The organism is Streptomyces sp. NPDC005402 (assembly GCF_040606575.1).
Classification (GTDB): Bacteria; Actinomycetota; Actinomycetes; order Streptomycetales; family Streptomycetaceae; genus Streptomyces.
In genome coordinates this window covers 31,425-56,755 of the sequence record NZ_JBEXFB010000029.1, presented here as the reverse complement: position 1 = coordinate 56,755, position 25,331 = coordinate 31,425, and the positions used below count along the sequence as shown (strand labels likewise).

The window sequence follows — 25,331 nt, the reverse complement described above, 5'->3', positions numbered from 1 at the left end:
TCCGGATCCAGCCCCTGTCGAGAAGGTTGTAGCGGGCTTATGCGCATTGGTGTCCTCACGTCCGGCGGCGACTGCCCCGGCCTGAACGCCGTCATCCGGTCCGTGGTGCACCGTGCCGTCGCCGACCACGGCGACGAGGTCATCGGTTTCCGGGACGGCTGGAAGGGCCTCCTGGAGTGCGACTACCTCAAGCTCGACCTCGACGCGGTCAACGGCATCCTGGCCCGCGGCGGCACGATCCTCGGCTCCTCCCGGGTCCAGCCCTCGCATCTGCGGGACGGCGTGGAGCGGGCCAGGGGGCATGTCGAGGAGCTCGGGCTCGACGCGATCATTCCCATCGGCGGTGAGGGCACGCTCAAGGCGGCCCGGCTGATGTCGGACGCCGGTCTGCCGATCGTGGGCGTGCCGAAGACGATCGACAACGACATCGCGGTCACGGACGTCACCTTCGGGTTCGACACCGCCGTCGGGGTCGCGACCGAGGCGCTCGACCGGCTCAAGACCACCGCCGAGTCCCACCAGCGGGTGCTCGTCGTCGAGGTCATGGGACGGCACACCGGCTGGATAGCGCTGCACTCCGGGATGGCGGCCGGCGCCCACGCCATCGTCGTGCCGGAGCGGCCCTTCGACATCGATGAGCTGACCCGGCGGGTCGGGGAGCGGTTCGAGGCGGGCAAGCGGTTCGCGATCGTCGTGGCGGCGGAAGGCGCCAAGCCGGCGCCCGGCTCCATGGCCTTCGACGAGGGCGCCAAGGACATCTACGGGCACGAGCGCTTCGCCGGGATCGCCCGCCAGCTGTCGATCGAGCTGGAGGAGCGGCTGGGGAAGGAAGCCCGGCCGGTCATCCTCGGGCATGTGCAGCGCGGCGGTACGCCGACCGCGTACGACCGGGTTCTCGCCACTCGGTTCGGCTGGCACGCGGTGGAGGCCGTGCACCGCGGGGAGTTCGGTCACATGACCGCTCTGCGGGGGACCGACATCGTGATGGTGCCACTCGCGGAGGCCGTCGAGACGTTGAAGACGGTACCGGAGGATCGGTACGCGGAAGCGGAGTGCGTGCTCTAGATCAGGTCGTACGACACTGAGGAGTCCGCCCCCGGTCGCAGCAGCGGCCGGGGGCGGTTCTAGTCTGTGTGGCGGACAGACTTGTACAACCCCCACGAATCAGGAGCCGCCGCGATGGACCACAGCGGGCACGGCATGACGCACGATCTGCCGCCGTTCACGCTGGGACGAGGGCTTCAGTGGTCGGCCGACCCCTTCTTCCTCGTCGCCTGCCTCCTTGCGCTCGGCCTCTATGCCTGGGGAGTCGTGCGGCTGCGGCGGCGGGGGGACTCGTGGTCCGTGGGGCGGACCGTTTCCTATGTGGCCGGTGTGCTGTCCATCGGGCTGATGATGTGCACGAAGCTGAACGACTACGGGATGGTCATGTTCAGTGCGCACATGGTGCAGCACATGGTGATCAGCATGCTGTCGCCGATCCTCATCCTGCTCGGCGCCCCGGTCACTCTGGCTCTTCGGGCGCTGCCCGTCGCGGGCAAGGGGCGCAAGGGCCCCCGTGAACTGCTGCTCGCGCTGCTGCACAGCCGGTACATGCGGATCGTCACGCATCCGGCGTTCACCATCCCGCTGTTCATCGCGAGCCTGTACGCCCTCTACTTCACGCCGATCTTCGACTTCCTGATGGGATCGAAAACCGGACACGTCGCGATGATGGTGCACTTCCTCGCCGTCGGTGTCGTCTTCTTCTGGCCGATCATCGGCGTCGACCCGGGGCCGCACCGGCCCGGGTACCTGATGCGGATGCTGGAGCTGTTCGCCGGGATGCCGTTCCATGCGTTCTTCGGCATCGCGCTGATGATGGCGTCGGAGCCCATGGTGAAGACGTTCAAGAATCCGCCCGCCTCGCTCGGCATCGACGCGCTCTCCGACCAGAACTACGCCGGCGGTATCGCCTGGGCGTTCAGTGAGGTTCCGTCCGTACTGGTGCTGATCGCGCTGCTGTTCCAGTGGTACGGCTCCGAGCAGCGGCAGGCCAAGCGCACGGACCGGGCCGCCGACCGGGACGGCGACAAGGAACTCGAGGCGTACAACGCGTATTTGGCCTCATTGAGCACCCGCGAGCGTTGAAAGGCTTCGTCTTTCCGAAGCATTCAGTAGCATGAAGCGCGTTGGGGGAACCGCCGGGGGGAGCGGTCATGACACTGCGCGCATTTATGCACAGGATCGCCGTACTGGCGATTTTCTCACTGCTGCTGAGCGGCTGTGGGAAGGGAAATCCACTGACGGTGGTCAAGGCGGTCGCCGTCGGTGTGCCCTCGCTCGCGCCGTTCTTCGAGGAGAACAGCGGTCTGGGCGAGGACGCCGTCACCGTGCGGTCGCAGCCCGTCCAGGGAAGTCTCCAGCAGGGGGACACGCCCGGTCTGTACGGCGGCAGCAAGCAGCCGACCATCTGTGACGTCGCCGAACTCGAACGATTCCTCACCGATCCCAGGAATCACAAAAAGGCACAGGCGTGGGCCGGTGTGCTGGGCATCGGCACGGACGGGATACCGGAATATCTCGATCGACTCACACCGGTTCTGCTGCGTCACGACACTCTCGTCGAGAACCACGACTACAAGAAGGAAAAGGCCGTCCCGTACAACTCCCTGCTCCAGGCGGGAATCGCGATTCTCGTCGATGAACAAGGGCTTCCGGCTGTGAAGTGCTCGTGTGGAAATCCACTGCGGCCCTTCGAGGGCGACACCGGCAGGATTTCCGTCCGGTTCGAGGACGGCAACAAGAAGTGGGCGGGATTCGAGCGTGAATCGGTGGTGGCCGTGAAGCCCGCGCCGCGGAAACTGGAACGGGTCGCTCTGGTCGACGTCCGGGAACCCGCCCGCGGCATCGACCGGCCGGTCGGCACCACCGGTGCGAAGGACACCGCCTTCGACGCGAGGAAGCGGCGCACGGTGCCGGACCTCGCCGGGACGACCTTCGCCCAGGCCGGTCGGGAGCTGATCGACGCCGGGCTGGCGGCCGGGTACACCGGTCAGGCGGCGCCTTCCGCGGGCGCGAAGGTCACGGCGACCGATCCGCCCGCGGGGACGGAGGTGCCGTTCGGGCGGTACGTGATGCTGACCGTGGCCGGGGGCGGCACGAGTACCTCTGGCGGGGGCACGGAGCCGACGACCACTCCCCCGCCGCCGCCGTCGGGGGCGAAGACACCGCCCACGAGCGCACCGCCACCCTCGGGCTCGTCGGGCTCGTCGGGCTCGACCAGCGGCAAGCCCGGGGCGTCCTCCTCGGCGCCGCCTCCGTCGCCCAGCGGCAAGCCTGAGGCCTCGTCGTCACCGCCGTCGTCGAGTACGGCTCCCGGCTCGCCGTCGCCCCAGAAGTCGAGCAGCCGGCCGAGCCCGCCGCCCTCGACCGGATCACCGCCGGCCGGCGCCCCGGTCACCAGCAGCGCGGCCCCTCCGCCTCCGCCGCCTCCGTCGGTGACCAGCGCGCCCCCGGCCACGCGGCCCGCCACCTCGCAGCCGACCACCAGTGAGCCCGCGACGAGTGAGCCCGCCGACGACGGGCCGAGCACCGCCGTCGCCACGTAGCGTCCCGCAGAACCGGAGGGGCACCGCATGCCTTCAGGATCACCGACGTCGGGAGTGGGCCGCGTCATCGCCGGCCGGTATCTGCTGCTGAACCCGCTCGGCAGCGGCGGCATGGGCCATGTGTGGCTCGCCCACGACCAGAGACTCGCCTGCGAGGTCGCGCTCAAGGAGATCGTGTTCCGTGACCCGGTGGAGGCGGACCACGAGCGGGAGGCCCGGGTGGCGCGGGCCCGCGCGGAAGCCCGGCACGCGGCGGGGCTGCGCGGCCACCCGCACGTGGTGACCGTGCACGACGTGCTGGAGCACGAGGGCCTGCCGTGGATCGTCATGGAGTACGTCGCGGACGCCGTGGACCTGCGCGACCTGGTCGACTCCCGCGGACCGCTCGCCCCCGCGGAATGCGCCCGCATCGGCCTGGCCGTGCTCGACGCGCTGACCGCCGGGCACCAGCGGGGCGTGATGCACCGGGACGTCAAGCCGGCGAACATCCTGCTGGCGCCGGACCGCACGGGATCGCCGTACGGGCGCGTCCTGCTCGCCGACTACGGCATCTCCGTGCGGCCGGACGCCGGGGAGACCCGGTACACGCTGGCGTCGGTGCTGGTCGGCACGGCGGGCTATCTGGCGCCGGAGCGGGCCACGGGCGGGACGCCCACCCCGGCCGCCGACCTGTTCTCGCTGGGCTGCACGCTCTACCACGCGGTGGAGGGCGTGGGGCCCTTCGAGCGGGAGTCGCATCTCGCCGAGGTGACCGCGGTGGTCATGGAGGAGCCGCGGCCCGCCGTGCGCGCCGGTGCGCTGGGCCCCGTACTCCAGGGTCTGCTCGCGAAGGACCCCGGGCGGCGGCTGTCGGCGGCGGAGGCGGAGGCGGCGCTGTCGCGGATCGTGACACCGCAGGCCGAGCCGTACGTCCGGACGCAGACCGATCTCGGTTCCCAGCCGCCCTGGGCGGCTGTGCAGGCGGCGCCGCCCGGGCCACCGCCTCTGAACGGGCACCGGCGGGAGCGCTCGCACGCCCTGCGGGCCCTGCTCGCCTGCGGTCTCGGGCTGCTGCTGGCCCTGGGCGGTGTGTGGTACGCCATGGCCGACCGGTCGTCGGACGCCGGGGGCGCGATCCAGGGCTCCCGGCAGCCGTACGGCGAGGCGGTCGGGCTCACGAAACCGCTGCGGGACGGCGACTGCGTGATCGCCGACTGGCCGGGGTCGGGGCGTTTCGGCGGAACGCCCCGGCTGCGGCTGGACCCCACCTGCGGCACGGCCCCGGACGGCCAGGTGATGGCGTTCGTCACGGCCGCCTCGGCGGACGAGGCGCGGCGGACGGGGGCGGCGAAGTGCGAGGAGCGGACGCGGCAGGTCCGGGACCGGCTCGCGGACGTCCGCAGCCAGGCCGTCGTACCGGCCGAGGGCGGATTCGAGGCCGCGGGACGGCGTACCGCGTGTCTGGTACTGGGCGGGAACGGGCCGGTGTACGGGCCGATCGGCACCCATCGCGAGACGGGCTCGGGCTTCGCGGACACCGCGACCATGCAGCGGCGGGACTGTCTGGACGTGCGCACCAACCGGGACGCCCGGCTGGTCTCCTGCGCGGGCTCCTACGACGAGCAGGTGCTCGGATTCACCCGACTGGCCCCCGACGTCACGCTGTCCGAGGCGCGGACCGAATCGGACACGGCATGCGCGCGTGACGTGCCGCCGGGCGACTACGGCTTCGATCCGTCCGTCTACACGGCGGGCTCCTGGACCAGCGAGGGCCCCTGGAAGAACGGCACACATTTTGTCGTGTGCACCGTCCGCAGGCAGAACGGGGGCACCATGGAGGAGGACGAATCCTGAGGAGGGTGTTGCGATGCCCGGTTCCGGTTCCACGGATGGCTCGACCAGAACGATGGGGGTGCTCACCGTAGGCGGTCTCGTCGCGGTGACGGCCTACACGGTGGCGCTCGGCAGTAACGGCTGGCTGTGGTTCGGCTGGGTCGTGCTGGGCCTGATCACCCTCGGCATGGTGGCCACCCGCAGTACCTGACCTTCAGCCGTCCGTGAGACGGCCCGCCGAGTGCACGCCCGGCTGATACTTGGGCAGCCGGGCGGTGATCTTCATGCCCGCGCCGACGGCCGTCTCGATGACGAGGCCGTAGGAGTCGCCGTACACCTGGCGGAGCCGGTCGTCGACGTTGGACAGTCCGATGCCGCCCGACGGGCTGACCTCGCCCGCGAGGATACGGCGGAGCAGGACCGGGTCCATTCCGGCGCCGTCGTCCTCGATGACGACCAGGGCCTCGGCGCCGGTGTCCTGGGCGGTGATCTGGAGGTGGCACTTCTCCGTCTTGCCCTCCAGACCGTGCTTGATGGCGTTCTCGACCAGCGGTTGCAGGCACAGGAACGGCAGGGTGACCGGCAGTACCTCCGGGGCGATCTGGAGGGTGACGGCGAGGCGGTCGCCGAAGCGTGCCCTGACGAGGGCCAAGTAGTGGTCGATGGCGTGGAGTTCGTCGGCGAGGGTGGTGAAGTCGCCGTGCCTGCGGAACGAGTAGCGGGTGAAGTCGGCGAATTCGAGGAGGAGTTCGCGGGCGCGCTCGGGGTCGGTGCGGACGAACGAGGCGATCACCGCGAGCGAGTTGAAGATGAAGTGCGGGGAGATCTGAGCGCGGAGTGCCTTGATCTCGGCCTCGATCAGCCGGGTGCGGGACTGGTCCAGGTCCGCCAGCTCCAGCTGGACGCTGACCCAGCGGGCGACCTCCCCGGCGGCGCGGACCAGGACCGCGGACTCGCGGGGCGCGCAGGCGACCAGGGCGCCGTGGACCCGGTCGTCGACGGTCAGCGGGGCGACCATCGCCCAGCGGACCGGGCAGTCGGGTGTGTCGCAGGTGAGCGGGAAGGCCTCGCCGCGGCCGGTCTCCAGCGGGCCGGCGAGGCGTTCCATGATCTCGGTGCGGTGGTGGCCGCCCACGCCGTCCCAGACCAGGACCTGTTTCTGGTCGGTGAGGCACAGCGCGTCCGTGCCGAGCAGCGAGCGCAGTCTGCGCGCCGACTTGCGGGCGGTCTCCTCCGTCAGCCCGGCCCGCAGCGGGGGCGCGGCCAGGGAGGCGGTGTGCAGGGTCTCGAAGGTGGCGTGTTCGACGGGGGTGCCGAGGCCGCCCAGGGTCTGCGGGCGGGCCGTGCGCCGGCCGAGCCAGAAACCGGCGGCCAGCAGCGGAAGGATCGCCACGCACAGGCCGGCCAGGAACCCGCTCATGCTTTCACCTCGGCCCTGAGCTCCTCCGGCAGATGGAAGCGGGCCAGGATCGCCGCCGTGCCCGCCGGAACCCGGCCCGCGGTGGCCAGGGACACCAGCACCATGGTGAGGAAGCCGAGCGGCACCGACCAGAGCGCGGGCCAGGCGAGCAGGGAGTGCAGGGCTCCGGTCGCCGGGAAGCCCGCCATGGTGGCGGCCACGGCGACGAACGCCGAGCCGCCGCCGACCAGCATGCCCGCGGCGGCGCCGGGCGGGGTCAGCCGCCGCCACCAGATGCCGAGCACGAGCAGCGGACAGAACGAGGAGGCCGAGACGGCGAAGGCGAGCCCCACCGCGTCGGCGACGGGCAGTCCGCCGACCAGGACGCTCGCGGCGAGCGGGGCGCACATCGCGAGGACCGTGCCGAGCCGGAAGTGCCGTACGCCGCGCGACAGCAGGACGTCCTGGGTGAGCACGCCCGCCACGGCCATGGTGAGTCCGGAGGCCGTGGACAGGAACGCGGCGAAGGCACCGCCCGCCACCAGCGCGCCCAGCAGGTCGCCGCCGAGGCCGCCGATCATCCGCTCCGGGAGCAGCAGGACGGCGGCGTCGGCGTCGCCGGTGAGGGTGAGCTCGGGGGCGTAGAGGCGGCCGAGGGCGCCGTAGACCGGGGGCAGGAGGTAGAAGCAGCCGATCAGGCCGAGGACGGCGACGGTGGTGCGGCGGGCGGCGACGCCGTGCGGGCTGGTGTAGAAGCGGACGACGACGTGGGGCAGGCCCATGGTGCCGAAGAAGGTGGCGAGGATCAGTCCGTAGGTGGCGTACAGGGGTCGTTCCTCGCGGCCCGCGGCGAGGGAGGTCGACATGCCGTCGCTGGTGCCGCGGTCGGCGGCGGGGACGGTGGTGCCCTTGGCGAAGGTGAGGCGGGTGCCCTGTTCGATGTGGTGCGTGCCGATGGGCAGTTGGAGCCGTTGGCCGTCGTGGCGGCGGCCGTCGATCGTGCCGCTGACCGTGACGGTCAGGGGGCTCTCCACCTTGAGGTCGAGGGTGGAGTCGACGCGGACGACCCGCTGTTCGCGGAAGGCGGCCGGTTCGTCGAAGGCGTGGCTGGGGGCGCCGTCGCCCTGCCAGGCGAGGACGAGGAAGAGGGCGGGGACGAGCAGGGCGGTGAGCTTGAGCCAGTACTGGAAGGCCTGCACGAAGGTGATGCTGCGCATGCCGCCCGCGGCGACGGTGGCGACCACGACGGCGGCGACGATCACTCCGCCGAGCCACTGAGGTGCGCCGGTGAGCACGGTCAACGTCAGCCCGGCGCCCTGGAGTTGGGGCAGCAGGTAGAGCCAGCCGACGCCGACGACGAAGGCGCCCGCGAGCCGGCGCACGGCCTGGGAGGCGAGCCGGGCCTCGGCGAAGTCGGGGAGCGTGTAGGCGCCGGAGCGGCGCAGCGGGGCGGCGACGAACAGCAGCAGGACGAGGTAGCCGGCCGTGTAGCCGACCGGGTACCAGAGCATGTCGGGGCCCTGGACGAGGACCAGGCCCGCGATGCCCAGGAAGGAGGCGGCGGAGAGGTACTCGCCGCTGATGGCGGCCGCGTTGAGGCGGGGGCCGACGGTGCGGGAGGCGACGTAGAAGTCGGAGGTGGTGCGGGAGATGCGCAGGCCGAAGGCGCCGACGAGGACGGTGGCGACGACGACGAGCGCGACGGCGGGGACGGAGTAGCTGGAGTTCATCGGGCCTCGGCGTTCATCGGTCCTCGACCAGCCGCACGAAGTCCCGTTCGTTGCGCTCCGCGCGCCGCACGTACCAGCGGGCCAGCAGGACCATCGGGACGTAGAGGCCGAAGCCGAGGACGCCCCATTCGAGGCGGTGGGCGTCCGGCATGGCCGCGAAGAGCAGTGGGAGCGGGCCGATGAGGAGGCCGAGGAAGGCGAACACCGCGAGGGCGGCGCGCAGTTGGGTGCGCATCAGGGAGCGGACGTAGGTGTGGCCGAGGGTGGTCTGTTCGTCGATCTCGGTGCGTGGCCGGTAGTAGCCGGAGGTGGGGCGGCCGCGGCGGGGCGGCCCGGTGACGACGACGCGCCGCTCGGCGGGGTCCTGGGGCATGGCTACGGCCTCCTCATCAGCAGGTCCCGCAGCTCGCGCGTGTGGCGGCGGCTGACCTGGAGCTCCTCGCCACCGACGAGGACGCTCACCGTGCCCGCGTCCAGGCGCAGTTCGCCGACGTGGCGCAGGGCGACGAGATGGCGGCGGTGGATGCGGACGAAGCCGCGCGAGCGCCAGCGGTCCTCCAGCGTGGACAGCGGGATCCGTACGAGGTGGCTGCCCTTGTCGGTGTGCAGCCGGGCGTAGTCGCCCTGGGCCTCGACGTGGGTGATGTCGTCGACGGCGACGAACCGGGTCACCCCGCCCAGTTCGACGGGTATGTGGTCGGGGTCGGGTTCGTGCACGGGTATGCGGGGTGCGCTGTCGAGGCGTTCGGCGGCGCGGCGGACGGCCTCCGCGAGGCGTTCCTTGCGGACCGGTTTGAGGACGTAGTCGACGGCCTTGAGGTCGAAGGCCTGGACGGCGAAGTCCTCGTGGGCGGTGACGAACACGACGAGCGGTGGTTCGGCGAAGCCGGTCAGCAGCCGGGCGAGGTCGAGGCCGTCGAGGCCGGGCATGTTGATGTCGAGGAAGACGACGTCGATCGCCTCGGGCCCGTGCGGTCCGGACTCCAGCGCGCGGTTGATGCGGCGCAGCGCCTCGGTGGCGTCGCCGGCGCCCTCCACACTGCCGATCCGGGGGTCGGCGTTCAGCAGGTAGAGCAGTTCCTCCAGCGAGGGGCGTTCGTCGTCGACAGCCAGGGCGCGCAGCATGAACCCGGAGTGTAGGAGTAATTCGTACGACTGGACACGTGCGGAGGTGCGGACGCCCCGCTGGATACAGTGCCGACATGAACAGCAGGACCGTCGCGTTCGACGAGCTGGACCGGAAGATCATCACCGCGCTGATGGCGAACGCGCGGACGTCCTTCGCGGAGATCGGTTCGGCGATCGGGCTGTCCTCCACGGCGGTGAAGCGGCGCGTGGACCGGCTGCGGGAGACCGGGGTGATCACCGGGTTCACGGCGACGGTGGAGCCGTCGGCGCTGGGCTGGCGCACGGAGGCGTACGTCGAGGTGTACTGCGAGGGCGCGGCCCCGCCGCGGCGGCTCGCGGAGGTGGTCCGCAACCATCCGGAGATCACCGCGGCGATGACGGTGACCGGCGGCGCGGACGCCCTGCTGCACGTGCGGGCGCGGGATGTGGAGCACTTCGAGGAGGTGTTGGAGCGTATCCGCGTGGAGCCGTTCATCCGGAAGACGATCAGTGTGATGGTGCTGTCCCACCTCATCCCGGAAAGCCCCGAGGCGGGGGCGACCCAGCCCGCTCCCGAATAAGCATCCGAGGGCGCAGCGGTCGTGCGTCATATCCGTCGAATACGCAGCGTTCCTGCGCGGACACGCAATTCCTGTTGCTTGTCGGGCGTGACCGTCACTTCCTACCTTGGTGTCAACCCTCAGTACACACCGCAGGAAGCGGAGGAACCCCTCTGTGTCCGACTCCCGTGTGCCGCGCCGACGGCGTTTCCTCGTCTGCGAACCCAGACACTTCGCCGTGCAGTACGCGATCAATCCCTGGATGCATCCCGACACCCATGTCGACGTGGACCTCGCGCAGGAGCAGTGGCGGACCCTGATCCGCGCCTATGAGACCCACGGTCACAGCGTCGACGCCGTGGAGCCGGTCCCCGGTCTCCCGGACATGGTCTTCGCCGCGAACTCGGCGGTCGTCGTCGGCGGCCGCGTCTTCGGCTCCCTCTTCCACGCGCCGGAGCGGCGCCCCGAGTCCACGCACTACGACCTGTGGTTCAAGAGGGCGGGCTACGACGTCCGGCGCCCGCAGGCGGTCTGCGAGGGCGAGGGCGATCTCGTCTGGACGGGCCGGTACGTGCTGGCCGGCACCGGGTTCCGCACGACCCGGGAGGCGCACCGCGAGGTACAGGAGTTCTTCGGCCACCCGGTGATCAGCCTGACGCTGGTGGACCCGCACTTCTACCACCTGGACACCGCGCTGTTCGTCCTGGACGAGAACAACATCGCCTATTACCCGGAGGTCTTTTCGCCGGGCAGCCGTGCGGTACTCGCACAGCTGTACCCGGACGCGGTGCTCGCGACCCGCGACGACGCGATGGCGTTCGGCCTGAACTCCGTCTCCGACGGCCGGCACGTCTTCATCGCCCCGCAGGCCGAGGCCCTCGCCCTGCGCCTCGACGACCACGGCTATGTCCCCGTCCCCGTCGACCTCTCCGAGTTCCACAAGGCCGGCGGCGGCATCAAGTGCTGCACCCAGGAGATCCGCTCATGACCGCACCCGTAGGCACGCGTTCCTCCGCCGATCTCATCAGCGCCGAGGAGCCGGTCCTCGCGCACAACTACCATCCGCTGCCCGTGGTCGTCGCCCGTGCCGAGGGCACCTGGGTGGAGGACGTGGAGGGCCGCCGCTACCTCGACATGCTGGCCGGGTACTCCGCCCTGAACTTCGGCCACCGTCACCCGGCGCTGATCGAGGCGGCACACCAGCAGCTGGACCGCCTGACCCTCACCTCCCGGGCCTTCCACAACGACCGGCTCGCCGAGTTCGCGGAGCGCCTGGCCGAGCTGACCGGCCTGGACATGGTGCTGCCGATGAACACCGGCGCGGAGGCGGTGGAGAGCGGCATCAAGGTCGCCCGCAAGTGGGCGTACGAGGTCAAGGGCGTCCCGGCCGACCGGGCGACGATCGTGGTGGCGGCGGAGAACTTCCACGGCCGTACGACGACGATCGTGTCGTTCTCGACGGACGAGACGGCGAGGACGGGCTTCGGCCCCTTCACACCGGGCTTCCGGATCGTGCCGTACAACGACCTGGCGGCGCTGGAAGCGGCCATCGACGAGACGACGGCGGCGGTGCTCCTGGAGCCCATCCAGGGCGAGGCGGGCGTGGTCATCCCGGACGACGGCTACCTCACCGGCGTCCGCGAGCTGACCCGCCGCAAGGGCTGTCTGTTCATCGCGGACGAGATCCAGTCGGGCCTCGGCCGTACGGGCCGCACGCTGGCCGTCGAGCACGAGGGGGTCGTCCCCGACGTCCTGCTCCTGGGCAAGGCCCTGGGCGGTGGCATCGTCCCGGTCTCCGCGGTGGTCGCCCGCCGTGACGTCCTCGGCGTACTGCGCCCGGGCGAGCACGGCTCGACCTTCGGCGGCAACCCGCTGGCGGCGGCGGTGGGCACGGCGGTGGTCGAGCTCCTGGAGACGGGCGAGTTCCAGCACCGGGCGGCCGAGCTGGGGTCGGTCCTGCGGGACGGACTGGCGGACCTGGTCGGCAAGGGGGTCGTCGGCTTCCGCGCGCGTGGCCTCTGGGCAGGCGTGGACGTCGATCCGACGATCGGCACGGGCAGGGAGGTCAGCAAGCTGCTGATGCACGAGGGAATCCTGGTCAAGGACACGCACGGTTCGACGATCCGCCTGGCACCCCCGCTGACCATCACGGCGGAGGAACTGCGTGAGGCACTGCACGTACTGGAAGAGGTACTCAGGCGCTGACCCACCCACCCCCTTCCCGGCCGCGCACTCCCCCACACCGGGTGAAGATGTGACGAAGAGGTGATAGACCACTCTCAGCGACAGAGAGGTCGTCCGTGGGCGCTCAGGAGGAGCACGACACCACCCGGCACCGGTTCGACGTGGCCGATGCCGCGCCCCTGCTGCTCGACGCCCACGGCACGGTGACCGGCTGGACCAGGGACGCCGAGCGCCTGCTGGACTACGCCGCCTCCGAAGCCGTAGGACGAAGCGTCGCAGCCCTGCTCATCCCCGAGGACGCCCGGCGGCTGCCGGAGATCACCGCGCGCTGCCGGGCCGACGGAAGCTGGGCGGGGCTGCTGACCGCCCAGCACAGACAGGGCCGGCCGGTGCGGGTCATGGTCCGGATCACGGTGGCCGACGATCCCGGCGACTGCGACGGCTCGGCCCGCTGGCTGGTCCTGCTGTCCGAGATGGCGCAGGCGCCGGGCTGGGACATGAGCCGCGAAGTGCTGGAGCAGATGGTCACCCGCTCCCCCATCGGCATCGCGATCGTGGACACGGATCTGCGCTGTGTGTGGTCCAACCCGGCGCTGGAACAGTTCGGCAGCGCACCGGCCCAGCGGCGGCTGGGGCTGCGGTTCGCGGAGATCCAGCCGGGTCTGGACGCCGAGGCGATCGAGGCGCAGATGCGGCACGTGCTGGAGACCGGTGAGCGGGTCGTGGGGTACGAGCACGTCGGCCGGGTCCGCTCCGCCCCGCACCGCGAGACCGCGCACACGATGTCGTTCACCCGGCTCGACGACGACCGGGGCCATCCGATGGGCGTCTACTACACGGTCGTCGACATCACCGAGCGGCACCGGGCCCGGCAGCGGCTCGCCCTGCTCGACCGGGCCGGCGAGTACATCGGCCGCAGCCTGGACATCCGGCGCACCGCGCAGGAGCTGGCCGACGTGGCGGTACCGGCGCTGGCCGACTACATCACCGTGGACCTGCTGGAGTCGGTGCTGCGGGGAGCGGAGCCCGCCACGCGGGTGACTCTGCTGCGGGCCGGGCAGGCGTCGGTGAACGAGGGCGTCCCCGAGGCCGTCGTGGAGGTCGACGAGGTGGCCGCCTACCGGCCCGGGTCGCCCCCGCTGCGGTGTCTGGCCGAGGGCAGGCCCTGGCGGGAGGAGCGGCTCGACCCGCTGGCCGCGGAGTGGGCGACCGACATACCCGGCGGGCGGCAGGCCACGTTCCTGGAGCTGGGCCTGCACAGCGTGATGGTCGTGCCGATCCGCGCGCGAGGCGTCACCCTGGGCGTCACCACGTTCTTTCGCCGGCGCCGCCAGGAACCCTTCGACGAGGACGACCTGAACCTCGCCGAGGACCTCGTGTCCAGGGCCGCCGTCTGTGTGGACAACGCCTGGCGGTACACCCGTGAACGCGAGGCCGCGCTCGTCCTCCAGCGCAGTCTGCTCCCCCATCGGCTGCCCGAGCAGGACGCCGTGGAGGTGACCGCCTGCTACCGGCCCGCCGACGAGCTGACGGGCCTGGGCGGGGACTGGTACGACCTCATCCCGCTCTCCGGCGCGCGGGTCGCCCTCGTGGTCGGCGAGGCGCCCGGGCACGGGATCGGCGCCGCCGCGGCGATGGGCCGGCTGCGGACCGCCGTACGGACCCTGGCGGCGCTGGATCTGCCGCCCGAGGAGGTGCTGGGTCACCTGGACGACCTGGTCGCCCGGTCGGCGCGCGAGGAGGGCGCGGGGCCGGAGACGGAGGACACCGACAGCGCCCGGGGCTCCGGATGCGTGTACGTCGTCTACGACCCGGTCGACGGGCAGTGCACGATGGCCTCCGCCGGCCATCCCGCGCCCGCCGTGATCATGCCCGACGGCACGGTCGCCTTCGTGGACCTTCCGCAGGGGCCCTCGCTCGGCGTCGGCGGTCCGCCCTTCGAGTCGGTCGAGCTGGCCCTGGCCGCCGGCAGCACCCTGGCGCTGCACACCGACGGGCTGCTCGCCCGCGGCGAGGGATGGGCCGTGGCCGCGGGCCGGAACCGGCTGCGCGAGGCCCTGGAGAGGGCCGCGCCCTCGCTCGACCTGCGCTGCCGCGCGGTGGTCGACGCCCTGGCCCCGGACCGGCCGCACGACGACGTGGCCCTGCTCATGGCCCGCACCCGGTTGCTGGGGCCCGACCAGGTCGCGGACTGGGACGTGCCCGTCGACCCGGCCCTGGTCGCCGAGGCCCGCAAGACGGCGTCCCGGCAGCTGACGGAGTGGGGCCTGGAGGAGTTCGCCTTCACCACGGAGCTGGTCGTCAGCGAACTGGTCACCAACGCCATCCGGCACGCCGTCGGCCCGATCCGGCTCCGGCTGATCCGGGAACGCTCCCTGATCTGCGAGGTGTTCGACAGCGGGGACACCGCGCCCCATCTGCGCCACCCGCGCACCACCGACGAGGGCGGCCGGGGACTGCTGCTGGTCTCCCAGTTCGCCCGGCGCTGGGGCACCCGGTTCGTGCCCGAGGGAAAGATCATCTGGGCCGAGCAGTCCCTCGTGGACCCGCCGGACTGACCTGCGACCTCCGCACCCCGCATACCGTGGGAAAATGGTGCGATCCCGGCGGGGAGGCGGCAGCCATGAGCGACAGACCCAGCGACACCGACTCCATCGACTACGCAGCCGTGTTCCAGGCCCTGCCCGGCATGGTCGCGCTGATCACGCCCGAGCTGGTGTACGCGGACGTCAACGAGGAGTTCCTGCGCATGGCCGGGCGCCGGCGCGAGGAGGTCGTGGGCCGCTATCTCTTCGACGTCTTCCCGGACAACCCGAACGACCCCGGGTCGACCGGCATGCGCAATCTGGCCGCCTCCCTGCGCCGGGTGGTGGACACCGGCGAGCGCGACTCCATGGCCCTGCAGCGGTACGACGTCGAGGTGCCGGGGCGGCCGGGGATGTGGGAGGAGCGCTACTGGAGCCCCTGCAACGCCCCCGTGCTCGGCGCGGACGGCGAGGTCCGGCTGCTCGTGCACCGGGTCGAGGAGGTCACCGAGCTGATCCGGACCCACGGCGGCGCGAGCGGCGACCGGGACCGCGCCCTGGAGGCCGAGCTGTACACCCGCGCCCGTGAACTCCAGGAGGTCAACGAGCGGTTGCGGCAGGCCCACGCCCGTGACCGTGAGGTCGCCCTCGCCCTTCAGGAGGCCATGCTGCCCACCTGCCGGCAGACGTTGCAGCACGGGGCCGCCGTGCGCTACCGGCCGGCGGTGGGCGCGCTGCACGTGTGCGGCGACTGGTACGACCTGGTCGACCTGGTGGGCGGCCACCGCGTCGGCGTCTCGGTCGGTGACGTGGTGGGCCACGGCCTCGCGGCCGCCGGGGTGATGGGCCAGCTGCGCAGCGCCCTGAGTGCCGCCTCCCGGGTGGCCGAGGGCCCGGCCCAGGCCCTGGACGTGCTGGGCCGGTACGCGCATGTCGTCGACGGTGCCGAGTCCGCCACCGCGGTCACCACCTTCATCGACCTCGACCACGGCACCCTCACCTACAGCAGCGCGGGGCATCCGCCGCCGATGCTGGTGCACCCCGACGGCCGGGTGGAGTGCCTGGACAAGGCGACCGACCCGCCGCTCGACGCCCGCCCCGACCCGACGCGCCGGCCGCAGGCCGCAGGCCGCGACCACCTTCACCAGCGGCGCCACCCTCGCGCTGTACACCGACGGCCTGGTGGAGCGGCGCCACGAGGACATCGACACGGGGCTCGCCCGGCTCGCCGACTCCCTCGCCCGGCACCGCGGGGACGACCCCGAAACCCTTGCCGACGCGGTCCTGCTGGAGCTCCTCCCGCCCGGGGGCGCCACGGACGACACGGCACTGGTCATCGTGCGGCTGTGAACGCCCACGGGTGGCGGACGCGGTCGCCGCCGTGGGCCCGCCGGCGGCCCTGTTCCGGCCGTCGCCCCCTGCGCCTACACTGACAGCCCCGCCTCACGCCGGTTGACCAGCCAGAACGCGGAGTTGAGCCGTCCGCCCGACCGAGGAGCGCCCCCTCTTGTTCTACTACCTGCTCAAATACGTGCTGTTGGGGCCGTTGCTGAGACTGGTCTTCCGGCCCCGGATAGAGGGCCTGGAGCACATTCCGGAGTCGGGTGCGGCCATCGTCGCGGGCAATCACCTGTCCTTCTCCGACCACTTCCTGATGCCCGCGGTGCTCAAGCGGCGCATCACCTTCCTGGCGAAGGCCGAGTACTTCACCGGCCCCGGCATCAAGGGCCGGCTGACCGCGTTCTTCTTCCGCAGCGCCGGGCAGATCCCGGTCGACCGCTCCGGCAAGGAAGCGGGCCAGGCCGCGATTCGCGAGGGCCTCGGCGTGCTGCGCAAGGACGAACTGCTCGGCATCTACCCCGAGGGCACCCGCTCCCACGACGGCCGCCTCTACAAGGGCAAGGTCGGCGTCGCGGTGATGGCTCTCAAGGCGCAGGTCCCGGTCATTCCCTGCGCGATGATCGGCACCTTCGAGGCACAGCCGCCCGGCAAGGTCATCCCCAACATCCACCCCGTGGTGATCCGCTTCGGCAAGCCGCTGGACTTCTCCCGCTACGCCGGCATGGAGAACGAGAAGGCGATCCTGCGCGCCATCACCGACGAGATCATGTACGCCATCCTGAAGCTGTCCGGCCAGGAGTACGTCGACCAGTACGCGGCCGTGGTGAAGGCGGAGGAGGCCGCCGCGGCGAAGGAACGCAAGTTCCGGCGGCTGCCGTTGAGTTGAGGTCTGCCGTCGGCAGAACCCCCTGGAGGAACCGGGGGTGAGCGCCGTACGGTCGCCGCATGACACGACGTGCTGTGGTGGTCGGAGCGACGGGACAGATCGGGCGGGCGGCCGTGGGCGCGCTGGCCGGGGACGGCTGGGAGGTGACGGCCGTCTCCCGGGGCGGCGGACGGGACGAGAGCTGGCCCGCGCAGGTGCGTACCGCGCGGGCCGACCGGGCGGACGACGCCGCCCTGGCCGCCGCGGTGGGCGACGGCTGCGAGGTCCTGGTGGACATGGTGGCCTACGGACCCGCGCACGCACGGCAGTTGGTGTCGCTGGCCGACCGCGTGGGCTCGGCCGTGGTGATCTCCAGTGTGTCGGTGTACGAGGACGACAAGGGCCGGGGCTTCGACACCCAGGGCGAGCCGGACGGCTTCCCGGAGTATCCGGTGCCGCTGACCGAGGACCAGCGGACCGTCACCCCGGGCGACACCTCGTACAGCACCCGCAAGGCCGGCCTCGAGCGTGAACTCCTCGCGGCCGGAGAGCAGTTGCCGACGACGCTGCTGCGGGCCGGCGCGATCCACGGACCGCACTGCCTAACGCCGCGCGAGCTCTACTTCGTCAAGCGCAACCTGGACGGCCGGACCCGCCGCGTTCTCCCCTTCGGCGGGCAGAGCCGCTTCCACCCCGCGAGCGTCCACAACATCGCCGAGCTGATCCGGCTCGCGGCCGCGCGGCCGGGCACACGGGCCCTGAACGCCGTGGATCCGGACGCACCGACGGTGGCGGAGATCGCCGCCGCGATCGACGCCGTCATGGGCGTGGAGACCGAGACGGTCCTGCTGGACGGGCCGCCGCCGTCGCCGACCGTGGGCGACACCCCCTGGTCGGTGCCCGTGCCGGTCGTCTGCGACATGTCAGCCGCCGAACGGGAGTTGGGCTACCGCGCCGTGGTGCGGTACGCGGACCGGCTGCCGGAGACCGTCGCCTGGATCGAGGCGCACCTGGCCGGACGGGACTGGCGGGAGGCGTACCCCAAGATGTTCCAGACCTACGGCGACCTCTTCGACTACGCGGCGGAGGACGCGTATCTCGACTCGCTCGGCGCATGAGAAGAGGCGGCCGGTGGCTCCGGCCGCCTCCTCGCGTCGTACGTGCTACGGCTTGGGCGTGGCGTGCGGGGTGCACGTCACGTCGGCCTTGTCCAGCTTGCCGGTGAGCAGGTAGGCGTCCACCCGCGGGTTGATGCACGGGTTGACCAGACCGGTCACGCCGTGGGAGCCCGCGTCCTTCTCGGTGATCAGGCGGGAGCCCTTGAAGCGCTTGTGCAGTTCGACGCCGCCGTCGTACGGGGTGGCCGCGTCACGCTCGGACTGCACGATCAGTACGCCGGGCAGGCCCTTGCCGGTCCTGACGTTCACCGGGGTCTGCTGCTTGACCGGCCAGGTGGCGCAGGGCAGGTTCAGCCAGGCGTTGGCCCAGGTCATGAACGGGTACTTCTTGTGGAGCGCGGTGTTGTCCCGGTCCCACTTCTTCCAGCTGGTGGGCCACTTGGCGTCGGTGCACTCGACGGCCGTGTAGACGGCGTTGCCGTTCTCCGAGGCGATGTTGCCCGCGGTGTCCGACAGGTCCGGGGCGGCCGCGTCGACCAGTGCCTGGGTGTCACCGGCGACGTACTTGCTGAACACCGTCGCGACCGGCACCCATGAGGAGTCGTAGTACGGGGCGCTCTGGAAGAAGCCGATCAGCTCGGCCGGGCCGACGACCCCGCCGATGGGGTTCTTCTTGGCGGCGGCCCGCAGTTCGAGCCACTTCGCCTCGACCGCGGCCCGGGTGGTGCCGAGGTGGAAGGCGGCGTCGTTGGCGGCGACCCAGTCCTCCCAGTCCTTCCAGCGGCCCTCGAAGGCGATGTCCTGGTCGAGGTTGGCCTCGTACCAGATCTTCTCCCGGGACGGGTTGACCACGCTGTCGACGATCATGCGACGCACATGGCCGGGGTACATCGTGCCGTAGACGGCGCCGATGTAGGTGCCGTAGGAGACGCCCAGGTAGTTGAGCTTCTTCTCGCCGAGCGCGGCACGGATGACGTCCAGGTCGCGCACGGTGTTGGGCGTGGTCATCTGCTGGAGCATCGCCTTGCCGGTGCGCTCGGCGCAGCCGTCGGCGTACTCACGGGCCAGCTTGCGCTGGGCGCGCTTGTCGGCCTCGCTGTCCGGCACCGGGTCCATCTTGGGCGCCTTCACGAACTCCTGCGGGTCCATGCAGGAGATGGGCGCGGAGTGGCCGACACCGCGCGGGTCGAAGCCCACGAAGTCGTAGGCCTTGGCCGCGTTGGCCCAGATCGGGTTCTTGGTCGTGACGCGGAGCGGGAAGCGCATGCCCGAGCCACCGGGTCCGCCCGGGTTGTAGACGAGGGCGCCCTGGCGCTCCGCCTTGGTGCCGGTGTTTCCGATGTGGTCGACGGCGAGTTTGATCTGCTTGCCGTTCGGCTTGGCGTAGTCCAGCGGCACACTGACCCAGCCGCACTGGACCGGCTTCGCGATGCCCCAGTCGGCGGGGCAGTCCGCCCAGTCGATGCCGGCCTTCGCGGCCCGGGCGGCGGCGATCGCGGCGCCGACGGCCTCGCGGTCCTTGCCGTGCCGGGCCGTCCGGTCGGACGTGCCCGCGCCGGACGCGGGTGCCGCCACGGCACAGGATATGAGTGTGGCCGTGATGAGCACGCCGGCCGAACCGAGTGCCGTCGTGCGCCACTTCGGTCTCGTCTCCCTCAAGAGGGATCCCTCCCCGTACGTCGTTTCGATTGCGTACGGGGATCCTCGTGGTTGTGAAGTCGCTGTGAACAGGGTTTGTTGGGCTTCTTTGCCAATCCGATAAACGGAAGAACCTGTTCGCTCGGCGGACTACGGGGCCAGCGCCCCCAGCGCCGCGTCCAGCACCCGGCGCAACACCAGGGCGTCCGGGGCCACGGCGGTGACGAGCGCGGCGGGTCCGGCGAGGGGTACGACGGCGGCGCCCTCGCCGAGCACCTGCGCGGACACCGGTTCGTCGGCGAACTCCGGTCGTACGACAAGGAGCTGGCCGACCGCCCGGTGCCCCGCGAGCACGGCCGGACCGTCCCAGCCGCCGGGCGCCCCGGGACCGCAGGCCAGCTCCTGATCGAGCACGGTCCGTCCCGCGACCCGCAGCACCAGCCGGCTGCTCAGCCGCCCGGGGTCCTCCCCCACCCGCCCGAGGACCTGCTCCTCCCGCAGCACGAGCCGGCCCGTCGCTGCGAGATCGATCCGCGTGGTGACATACGCGTCACTGCCGGCCACGGAGATCAACTGCTCGGGGAGCCACCGCAGTTCGCCTCCGTCGGCGACGGTGAGCCGGACGTCGTAGCGGGCCTCGCCCTTGATCTGCCCCGGCAGGGCGATGGTGGCGGCGGCCGATCCGACGCGGAGCCGGGCGCCCTCCTGGACGTCGGCCGCCACGGTGAAGTGGTCACCGCCCAGAGGTCCGCTCATCGCGCCGACGAGCATGACCCGCGCCTCCGCACCGCTCCCCCGGGTCCGCCGCAACGCCAGCGGCCCGTCGCTCTCCAGGACGGGCAGGGCCGTGCCGCCGCGCCCGTCGTCCCGGGCGACCATCCGCGCGCCGGCCCGCACTCCGGTCACGGCCGCGGTCACGCCGTCCACGCGGTGAGCTGCGCCCGCACCCAGTCGGCGACGGCCGTGACACCGGCCTCGCCACGGAGGGACTGGAACACAACGGGTAGTTCGGCGCGCTGGGCCTTGGCGTCGGCGGCCATTCGCGCGAGGTCGGAGCCGACGTACGGGGCCAGGTCGGTCTTGTTGACGATGAGCAGGTCGGCGGTGGTGACGCCGGGGCCGCCCTTCCTCGGGATGTCGTCTCCCCCGGCCACGTCGATCACGAAGATCTGGGCGTCGACCAAGCCCTTGGAGAAGGTGGCGGTGAGGTTGTCGCCGCCGCTCTCCACGAGGATGAGGTCCAGGGGGCCGACCTCGTCCTCCAGGTCCTCGACGGCCTCCAGGTTGGCGGAGATGTCGTCCCTGATCGCGGTGTGCGGGCAGGCGCCGGTCTCCACCGCGGTGATCCGCTCGGGAGGCAGCACGGCTTCCCTGAGCAGGAACTCGGCGTCCTCGCGGGTGTAGATGTCGTTGGTGACGACGGCGAGGGACAACTCGTCGCGGAGGGCTCTGCAGAGGGCGGCGACGGTGGCTGTCTTGCCGGAGCCGACGGGGCCGCCCAGCCCGATACGCAGGGCTCGGTGGGAGCCGTCCGGGCGGTGGGCGTCGGCGCTGACTGCGGCGGGGCCGTTGTGGTGGTGGTCCAAGTGCATCTACGGCTCCTCGGGTTCGTTGTCGGGTGCGGGTCCGTGGGGGCTGGTCGCGCAGTTCCCCGCGCCCCTGGGTGGGTTACCTGAACGCCCTTTACGAGGCGAACAGGCGTACGGGCCAGGCGGCATGGACTTCCGCCCCGATCTCCAGCAATGGTGCGGACGCCGACGGCAGCGCTTCGACGTCCTCGTCGGCGATGACTCGCCTCGCCGCCTCCACCGCACGGTCCGCGACCCGGTCCAATTCCGGTGCCAGCCGTGCCAGTACGCCCGTGGCGTCGAAGGGATCGAGGCTCAGCAGCCGAACCGTCGCGCTCGCCGGGCCGCTCACGCTCTCGTACGCCGCGCAGTACGCCGCGTCCACCGCATCCAGGCCCGCCGCGCGTGCCGTCAGTCCCAGTACCACCGGCTGATGGGCGCCCTTGGGGAACTCCCGTGCCAGCGCGTCGAGTTCGGACGAAGGCCAGGTCGCCCGTGCCGCCCTCATCAGCTGACGGCCCAGCTTGCGTGCGGCTGTGCGAAGTGCGGGGGACGGCGTGCGGGCGTCCGCCGCCTCGTCCAACTGCCGTGGGTCCACGCCCAGCACGGCGGCCGCGGCCAGCGTCGCCGACACCAGCCCCGCCGTGTGCAGCCGCCCCCGGCAGAAGGACTCCAGGCTCTCCGCTCCGGTGACGCGCCCCGCCTTGACGGCTGCCTCGGCCCCGCCGGAGTGCGCGTGCCCTCCGGCGGGGAACCGGCCGTCGGCCAGGACGAGAAGTGCGGCCCTGGACATCAGAAGAGGAAGTAACGCTGGGCCATGGGCAGTTCGGCCGCCGGTGTGGCCTCCACCAGCTCCCCGTCGATGTGCACGGCGAAGCTGTCGGGGTCGACCCGTACGTCGGGCCGCGCGTCGTTCTCCCGCATGTCGGCCTTGGTGACCCCGCGCGTCGACTCGATCGCCACGAACCGCTTCCCGAGCTGGAGCCGCTCCGGCAGCCCGTCCTCGATGGCGAGGGGTGCCACGAAGTTGAAGGAGTTCGCGGCGGGGGCCCGTCCGATCGCCCCGTACATCGGCCGGGGAAGGATCGGCTGCGGAGTCGGGATGGACGCGTTCGCGTCGCCCATCTGCGCGTAGGCGATCTGGCCGCCCTTGATCACCAGATGCGGCTTGACCCCGAAGAACGCGGGCTCCCACAGCACCAGGTCCGCCAGCTTGCCGGTCTCCACCGACCCCACCTCGCGGGAGAGCCCCTGGGCGACGGCGGGGTTGATCGTGTACTTGGCGACATAACGCCGTACCCGATGGTTGTCCGCCTGCCCGTCGCCCGGCAGCGCACCCCGGCGCCGCTTCATGACATGCGCGGTCTGCCAGGTCCGCATGATGACCTCGCCGACGCGTCCCATGGCCTGGGCGTCGGAGGAGATGATCGAGATGGCGCCAAGGTCGTGCAGGATGTCCTCGGCGCCGATGGTCGTGGGACGGATGCGGGACTCGGCGAAGGCGAGGTCCTCCGGCACCGCCGCGTTGAGGTGGTGGCACACCATCAGCATGTCGAGGTGTTCCTCGGCGGTGTTGACGGTGAAGGGCCGGGTCGGGTTGGTCGAGCTCGGCAGCACGTGGGGCTGGGAGACCACGGTCATGATGTCCGGCGCGTGCCCGCCGCCGGCACCCTCGGTGTGGTAGGCGTGGATGCCCCGGCCGGCGATCGCGGCGAGGGTGTCGCCGACGAATCCGGCCTCGTTGAGGGTGTCGGTGTGGATGGCGACCTGGATGCCGGTCCGCTCGGCGACGGTCAGCGAGGCGTCGATGACGGCCGGGGTCGAGCCCCAGTCCTCGTGCAGCTTCAGCCCGAGCGCGCCCCCGCGGATCTGCGACAGCATCGCCTCGTGCGAGACGGTGTTGCCCTTGCCCAGGAAGCCGATGTTGAGCGGGTACTGCTCCATCGCCTCCAGCATCCGGGCCAGATGCCAGGGGCCGGGGGTGACGGTGGTGGCCTTGGACCCCTCGGCGGGGCCGGTGCCGCCGCCGACCAGGGTGGTGATCCCCGCGGCGAGCGCCTCGTCGGCGATCTGCGGGCAGATGAAGTGGACGTGCGCGTCGATGGCGCCGGCGGTCAGGATCCGGCCGTTGCCCGCGATGATCTCGGTCTCGGGGCCGATCACCAGGTCCGGGTGCACCCCGTCCATGGTGTCGGGGTTGCCCGCCTTGCCGATCCCGGTGATCCGGCCGTCGCGGATGCCGACGTCGGCCTTGACGACACCCCAGTGGTCGACGACGACCACGCCCGTGATGACCGTGTCGGGGGTGCCTTCTGCGCGCGTAGCACGCGACTGGCCCATCGACTCGCGGATGACCTTGCCGCCGCCGAAGACGGCCTCGTCACCGGCGAGTCCGGGACCGCCGCTGCGGTCCTCCTCGACCTCGATCAGCAGATCGGTGTCGGCGAGCCGGATGCGGTCGCCGGTGGTGGGGCCGAACAGGTCGGCGTAGGCGGCACGAGAGATCTCAGGCATCGAGGGCACCTCCGGTCTCCCCGCGCAGGCCCGGCACCACGCGGGCACCGGTGAGCGGGACGAGTTCCACGTCGACCGGGATCCCGGGCTCGAAGCGCACGGCGGTGCCGGCGGCGACGTTCAGCCGCTTGCCGCGCGCCGCGGCGCGGTCGAACTCCAGGCCGGGGTTGGCCTCCGCGAAGTGGTAGTGGGAGCCGACCTGGACGGGCCGGTCGGCGGCGTTGAGGACGGTCAGCCAGGTGACCTCGCGGCCCTCGTTGTAGGCAATCGGCCCGTCGGCGAAAAGGATCTCTCCGGGAATCATCGACGGCCCCCTCAGACGATCGGGTCGTGGACGGTGACGAGCTTGGTGCCGTCCGGGAAGGTCGCCTCGACCTGGACGTCGTGGATCATCTCGGGGATGCCCTCCATGACGTCGTCCCGGGCGAGCAGCTCCCGCCCGGAGACCATGAGTTCGGCGACGGTACGCCCGTCACGCGCGCCTTCGAGGATGTGGGACGTGATGAGCGCGACCGCCTCGGGGTGGTTGAGCTTCAGCCCGCGGGCCCGGCGCTTCTCGGCGACGTCGGCCGCCACGTGGATCAGCAGCCTCTCTTGCTCGTGCGGGGTCAGTTGCACGTCCCACCTCACAGTCCTCGCTCCGGACCGTGCGGGGCCCGGTTGCCTCAGCCCCGGGGCAAAGTCCCTGGTGGCGTGGATCCGCAGGCTAGTTGGATCCGGTTTCAGGCACGTTAACCGAGCTGTGATCCATCAGCGGGTGTCGGCTTCCTCCCGCACGCTCATCAGGGCCCGCAGACCGTCGCCCAGGACCTCGGTGGGCGTCGGCCCGAAAAGGGCCTGCTGCGCGAGGAAGCCCATCGCGGCCGCCATCATCGTGCGGGCCACGTACTCCGGGGACACGTCCGAGCGCATCGTCCCGGCGTCCTGGTACGCCCCGGCGATCCGCGTCCAGGTCTCGCGCACGGCGCCGTAGCCCTCGCGCAGGACGGTGGCGAGCTCCTCGTTGCGGAGTGTCTCGGTCCACACCTGGACGACCAGCCGGGGAAACGCCGGCCGCCCGTCCACCGTCAGGGACTCCTTGGTGGCGAGGACACGGCTGAGCACCGACGCCACCAGGACGTCCGGGGGCGGGGGCGGGCTGCTGCGGGCCGCCTCCTCGAAACCCTCGTGGACCTGGGCGAGCACCTCCCCGACGATCGCGCCGATGAGCTCCTCCTTGCCGCTGAAGTAGCGGTACACGGCTCCGGCCGAGAGGTCGGCCTCCTTCAGGACGTCCTGCATGGACGTGGCGTGGAAGCCGTTGCGCGCGAAGCAGACCGCCGCGCCGTCGAGGATCTGCCGGCGCCTTGCGTCGAGGTGTGCCTGGGATACGCGAGCCAT

Annotated in this window: 23 protein-coding genes and 1 pseudogene; 12 read left to right on the top strand and 12 right to left on the bottom strand. The window is 71.6% G+C overall.

From position 1 onward, the window contains the following. Positions 1-39 precede the first annotated feature (39 nt). From ABZT02_RS38760 to ABZT02_RS38740, 5 genes are all read left to right on the top strand, one after another. Positions 40-1,065 carry a 6-phosphofructokinase gene (locus ABZT02_RS38760; protein ID WP_356026474.1) on the top strand — a complete coding sequence of 342 codons (1,026 nt, stop codon included), beginning with the start codon at positions 40-42 and terminating at the stop codon, positions 1,063-1,065. A 114-nt stretch (positions 1,066-1,179) separates the two neighbouring features. Beyond that, positions 1,180-2,130: a cytochrome c oxidase assembly protein gene (locus ABZT02_RS38755; RefSeq protein WP_356026472.1), complete on the top strand. Its 951-nt coding sequence runs from the start codon at positions 1,180-1,182 to the stop codon at positions 2,128-2,130. A 68-nt stretch (positions 2,131-2,198) separates the two neighbouring features. Then, complete coding sequence (locus ABZT02_RS38750) at positions 2,199-3,590, top strand: PASTA domain-containing protein (protein WP_356026469.1); 1,392 nt, start codon at positions 2,199-2,201, stop codon at positions 3,588-3,590. Positions 3,591-3,617: 27 nt separating this feature from the next. After that, positions 3,618-5,423, top strand: a complete 1,806-nt coding sequence (locus ABZT02_RS38745; protein WP_356026467.1) for a protein kinase — start codon at positions 3,618-3,620, stop codon at positions 5,421-5,423. A 13-nt stretch (positions 5,424-5,436) separates the two neighbouring features. Further along, positions 5,437-5,613 (top strand): membrane protein, encoded by a 177-nt coding sequence (locus ABZT02_RS38740; protein WP_007380401.1) that lies wholly within the window; start codon positions 5,437-5,439, stop codon positions 5,611-5,613. Positions 5,614-5,616: 3 nt separating this feature from the next. Here ABZT02_RS38740 and ABZT02_RS38735 read toward each other — a convergent pair whose 3' ends face one another. Genes ABZT02_RS38735 through ABZT02_RS38720 form a run of 4 tightly spaced genes read right to left on the bottom strand, consistent with a single transcriptional unit; the run spans position 5,617 to position 9,656 of the window. Continuing rightward, entirely contained in the window at positions 5,617-6,822 is a 1,206-nt protein-coding gene (locus ABZT02_RS38735) for a histidine kinase (RefSeq protein ID WP_356026465.1), read from the bottom strand. After that, positions 6,819-8,531, bottom strand: coding sequence for a cation acetate symporter (locus ABZT02_RS38730; protein ID WP_356026463.1), 1,713 nt, complete (start codon positions 8,529-8,531; stop codon positions 6,819-6,821). The genes ABZT02_RS38735 and ABZT02_RS38730 overlap by 4 nt, the downstream gene beginning before the upstream one ends. A gap of 13 nt (positions 8,532-8,544) precedes the next feature. After that, the gene (locus ABZT02_RS38725; RefSeq protein WP_356026460.1) at positions 8,545-8,904 is read right to left on the bottom strand and encodes a hypothetical protein; all 360 of its coding nucleotides are present in this window, start codon (positions 8,902-8,904) and stop codon (positions 8,545-8,547) included. A gap of 2 nt (positions 8,905-8,906) precedes the next feature. Next, complete coding sequence (locus ABZT02_RS38720) at positions 8,907-9,656, bottom strand: LytTR family transcriptional regulator DNA-binding domain-containing protein (RefSeq protein ID WP_356026458.1); 750 nt, start codon at positions 9,654-9,656, stop codon at positions 8,907-8,909. A gap of 77 nt (positions 9,657-9,733) precedes the next feature. Here ABZT02_RS38720 and ABZT02_RS38715 point away from each other — a divergent pair, with 77 nt between their 5' ends. The 7 genes and pseudogenes from ABZT02_RS38715 (at position 9,734) to ABZT02_RS38685 (ending at position 18,231) form a co-directional block, all read left to right on the top strand. After that, the gene (locus ABZT02_RS38715) at positions 9,734-10,219 is read left to right on the top strand and encodes an Lrp/AsnC family transcriptional regulator (protein WP_355752385.1); all 486 of its coding nucleotides are present in this window, start codon (positions 9,734-9,736) and stop codon (positions 10,217-10,219) included. 154 nt (positions 10,220-10,373) lie between these two features. Beyond that, positions 10,374-11,186, top strand: coding sequence for a dimethylargininase (ddaH, locus tag ABZT02_RS38710; RefSeq protein WP_356026455.1), 813 nt, complete (start codon positions 10,374-10,376; stop codon positions 11,184-11,186). After that, entirely contained in the window at positions 11,183-12,403 is a 1,221-nt protein-coding gene (gene rocD, locus ABZT02_RS38705; protein WP_356026453.1) for an ornithine--oxo-acid transaminase, read from the top strand. The genes ddaH and rocD overlap by 4 nt, the downstream gene beginning before the upstream one ends. A gap of 95 nt (positions 12,404-12,498) precedes the next feature. Next, the gene (locus ABZT02_RS38700) at positions 12,499-14,940 is read left to right on the top strand and encodes a SpoIIE family protein phosphatase (protein ID WP_356026450.1); all 2,442 of its coding nucleotides are present in this window, start codon (positions 12,499-12,501) and stop codon (positions 14,938-14,940) included. A 65-nt stretch (positions 14,941-15,005) separates the two neighbouring features. Continuing rightward, positions 15,006-16,257, top strand: a pseudogene (locus ABZT02_RS38695) (SpoIIE family protein phosphatase). 157 nt (positions 16,258-16,414) lie between these two features. Next, the gene (locus ABZT02_RS38690; protein ID WP_356026448.1) at positions 16,415-17,134 is read left to right on the top strand and encodes a lysophospholipid acyltransferase family protein; all 720 of its coding nucleotides are present in this window, start codon (positions 16,415-16,417) and stop codon (positions 17,132-17,134) included. Positions 17,135-17,208: 74 nt separating this feature from the next. Next, on the top strand, positions 17,209-18,231 hold the full coding sequence (locus ABZT02_RS38685; RefSeq protein ID WP_356026556.1) for an NAD(P)-dependent oxidoreductase: 1,023 nt from the start codon (positions 17,209-17,211) through the stop codon (positions 18,229-18,231). Positions 18,232-18,276: 45 nt separating this feature from the next. On the opposite strand, the gene ABZT02_RS38680 is transcribed toward ABZT02_RS38685, so the two are convergent. The 8 genes from ABZT02_RS38680 to ABZT02_RS38645 form a co-directional block, all read right to left on the bottom strand. Continuing rightward, entirely contained in the window at positions 18,277-19,890 is a 1,614-nt protein-coding gene (locus ABZT02_RS38680) for an alpha/beta hydrolase (RefSeq protein ID WP_356026445.1), read from the bottom strand. 129 nt (positions 19,891-20,019) lie between these two features. Then, positions 20,020-20,796 carry an urease accessory protein UreD gene (locus ABZT02_RS38675; protein WP_356026443.1) on the bottom strand — a complete coding sequence of 259 codons (777 nt, stop codon included), beginning with the start codon at positions 20,794-20,796 and terminating at the stop codon, positions 20,020-20,022. Beyond that, positions 20,784-21,461, bottom strand: coding sequence for an urease accessory protein UreG (gene ureG, locus ABZT02_RS38670; RefSeq protein WP_356026440.1), 678 nt, complete (start codon positions 21,459-21,461; stop codon positions 20,784-20,786). The genes ABZT02_RS38675 and ureG overlap by 13 nt, the downstream gene beginning before the upstream one ends. Before the next feature lie 91 nt (positions 21,462-21,552). Beyond that, complete coding sequence (locus ABZT02_RS38665; protein ID WP_356026437.1) at positions 21,553-22,230, bottom strand: urease accessory UreF family protein; 678 nt, start codon at positions 22,228-22,230, stop codon at positions 21,553-21,555. Beyond that, positions 22,230-23,951, bottom strand: a complete 1,722-nt coding sequence (locus ABZT02_RS38660) for an urease subunit alpha (protein WP_356026435.1) — start codon at positions 23,949-23,951, stop codon at positions 22,230-22,232. The genes ABZT02_RS38665 and ABZT02_RS38660 overlap by 1 nt, the downstream gene beginning before the upstream one ends. Then, the gene (locus ABZT02_RS38655) at positions 23,944-24,255 is read right to left on the bottom strand and encodes an urease subunit beta (protein WP_356026433.1); all 312 of its coding nucleotides are present in this window, start codon (positions 24,253-24,255) and stop codon (positions 23,944-23,946) included. Before ABZT02_RS38655 ends, ABZT02_RS38660 begins: the two co-directional genes overlap by 8 nt. Positions 24,256-24,266: 11 nt before the next feature. Further along, positions 24,267-24,569 (bottom strand): urease subunit gamma, encoded by a 303-nt coding sequence (locus ABZT02_RS38650; RefSeq protein WP_356026430.1) that lies wholly within the window; start codon positions 24,567-24,569, stop codon positions 24,267-24,269. Positions 24,570-24,701: 132 nt separating this feature from the next. Then, positions 24,702-25,331, bottom strand: a complete 630-nt coding sequence (locus ABZT02_RS38645) for a helix-turn-helix domain-containing protein (RefSeq protein WP_356026428.1) — start codon at positions 25,329-25,331, stop codon at positions 24,702-24,704.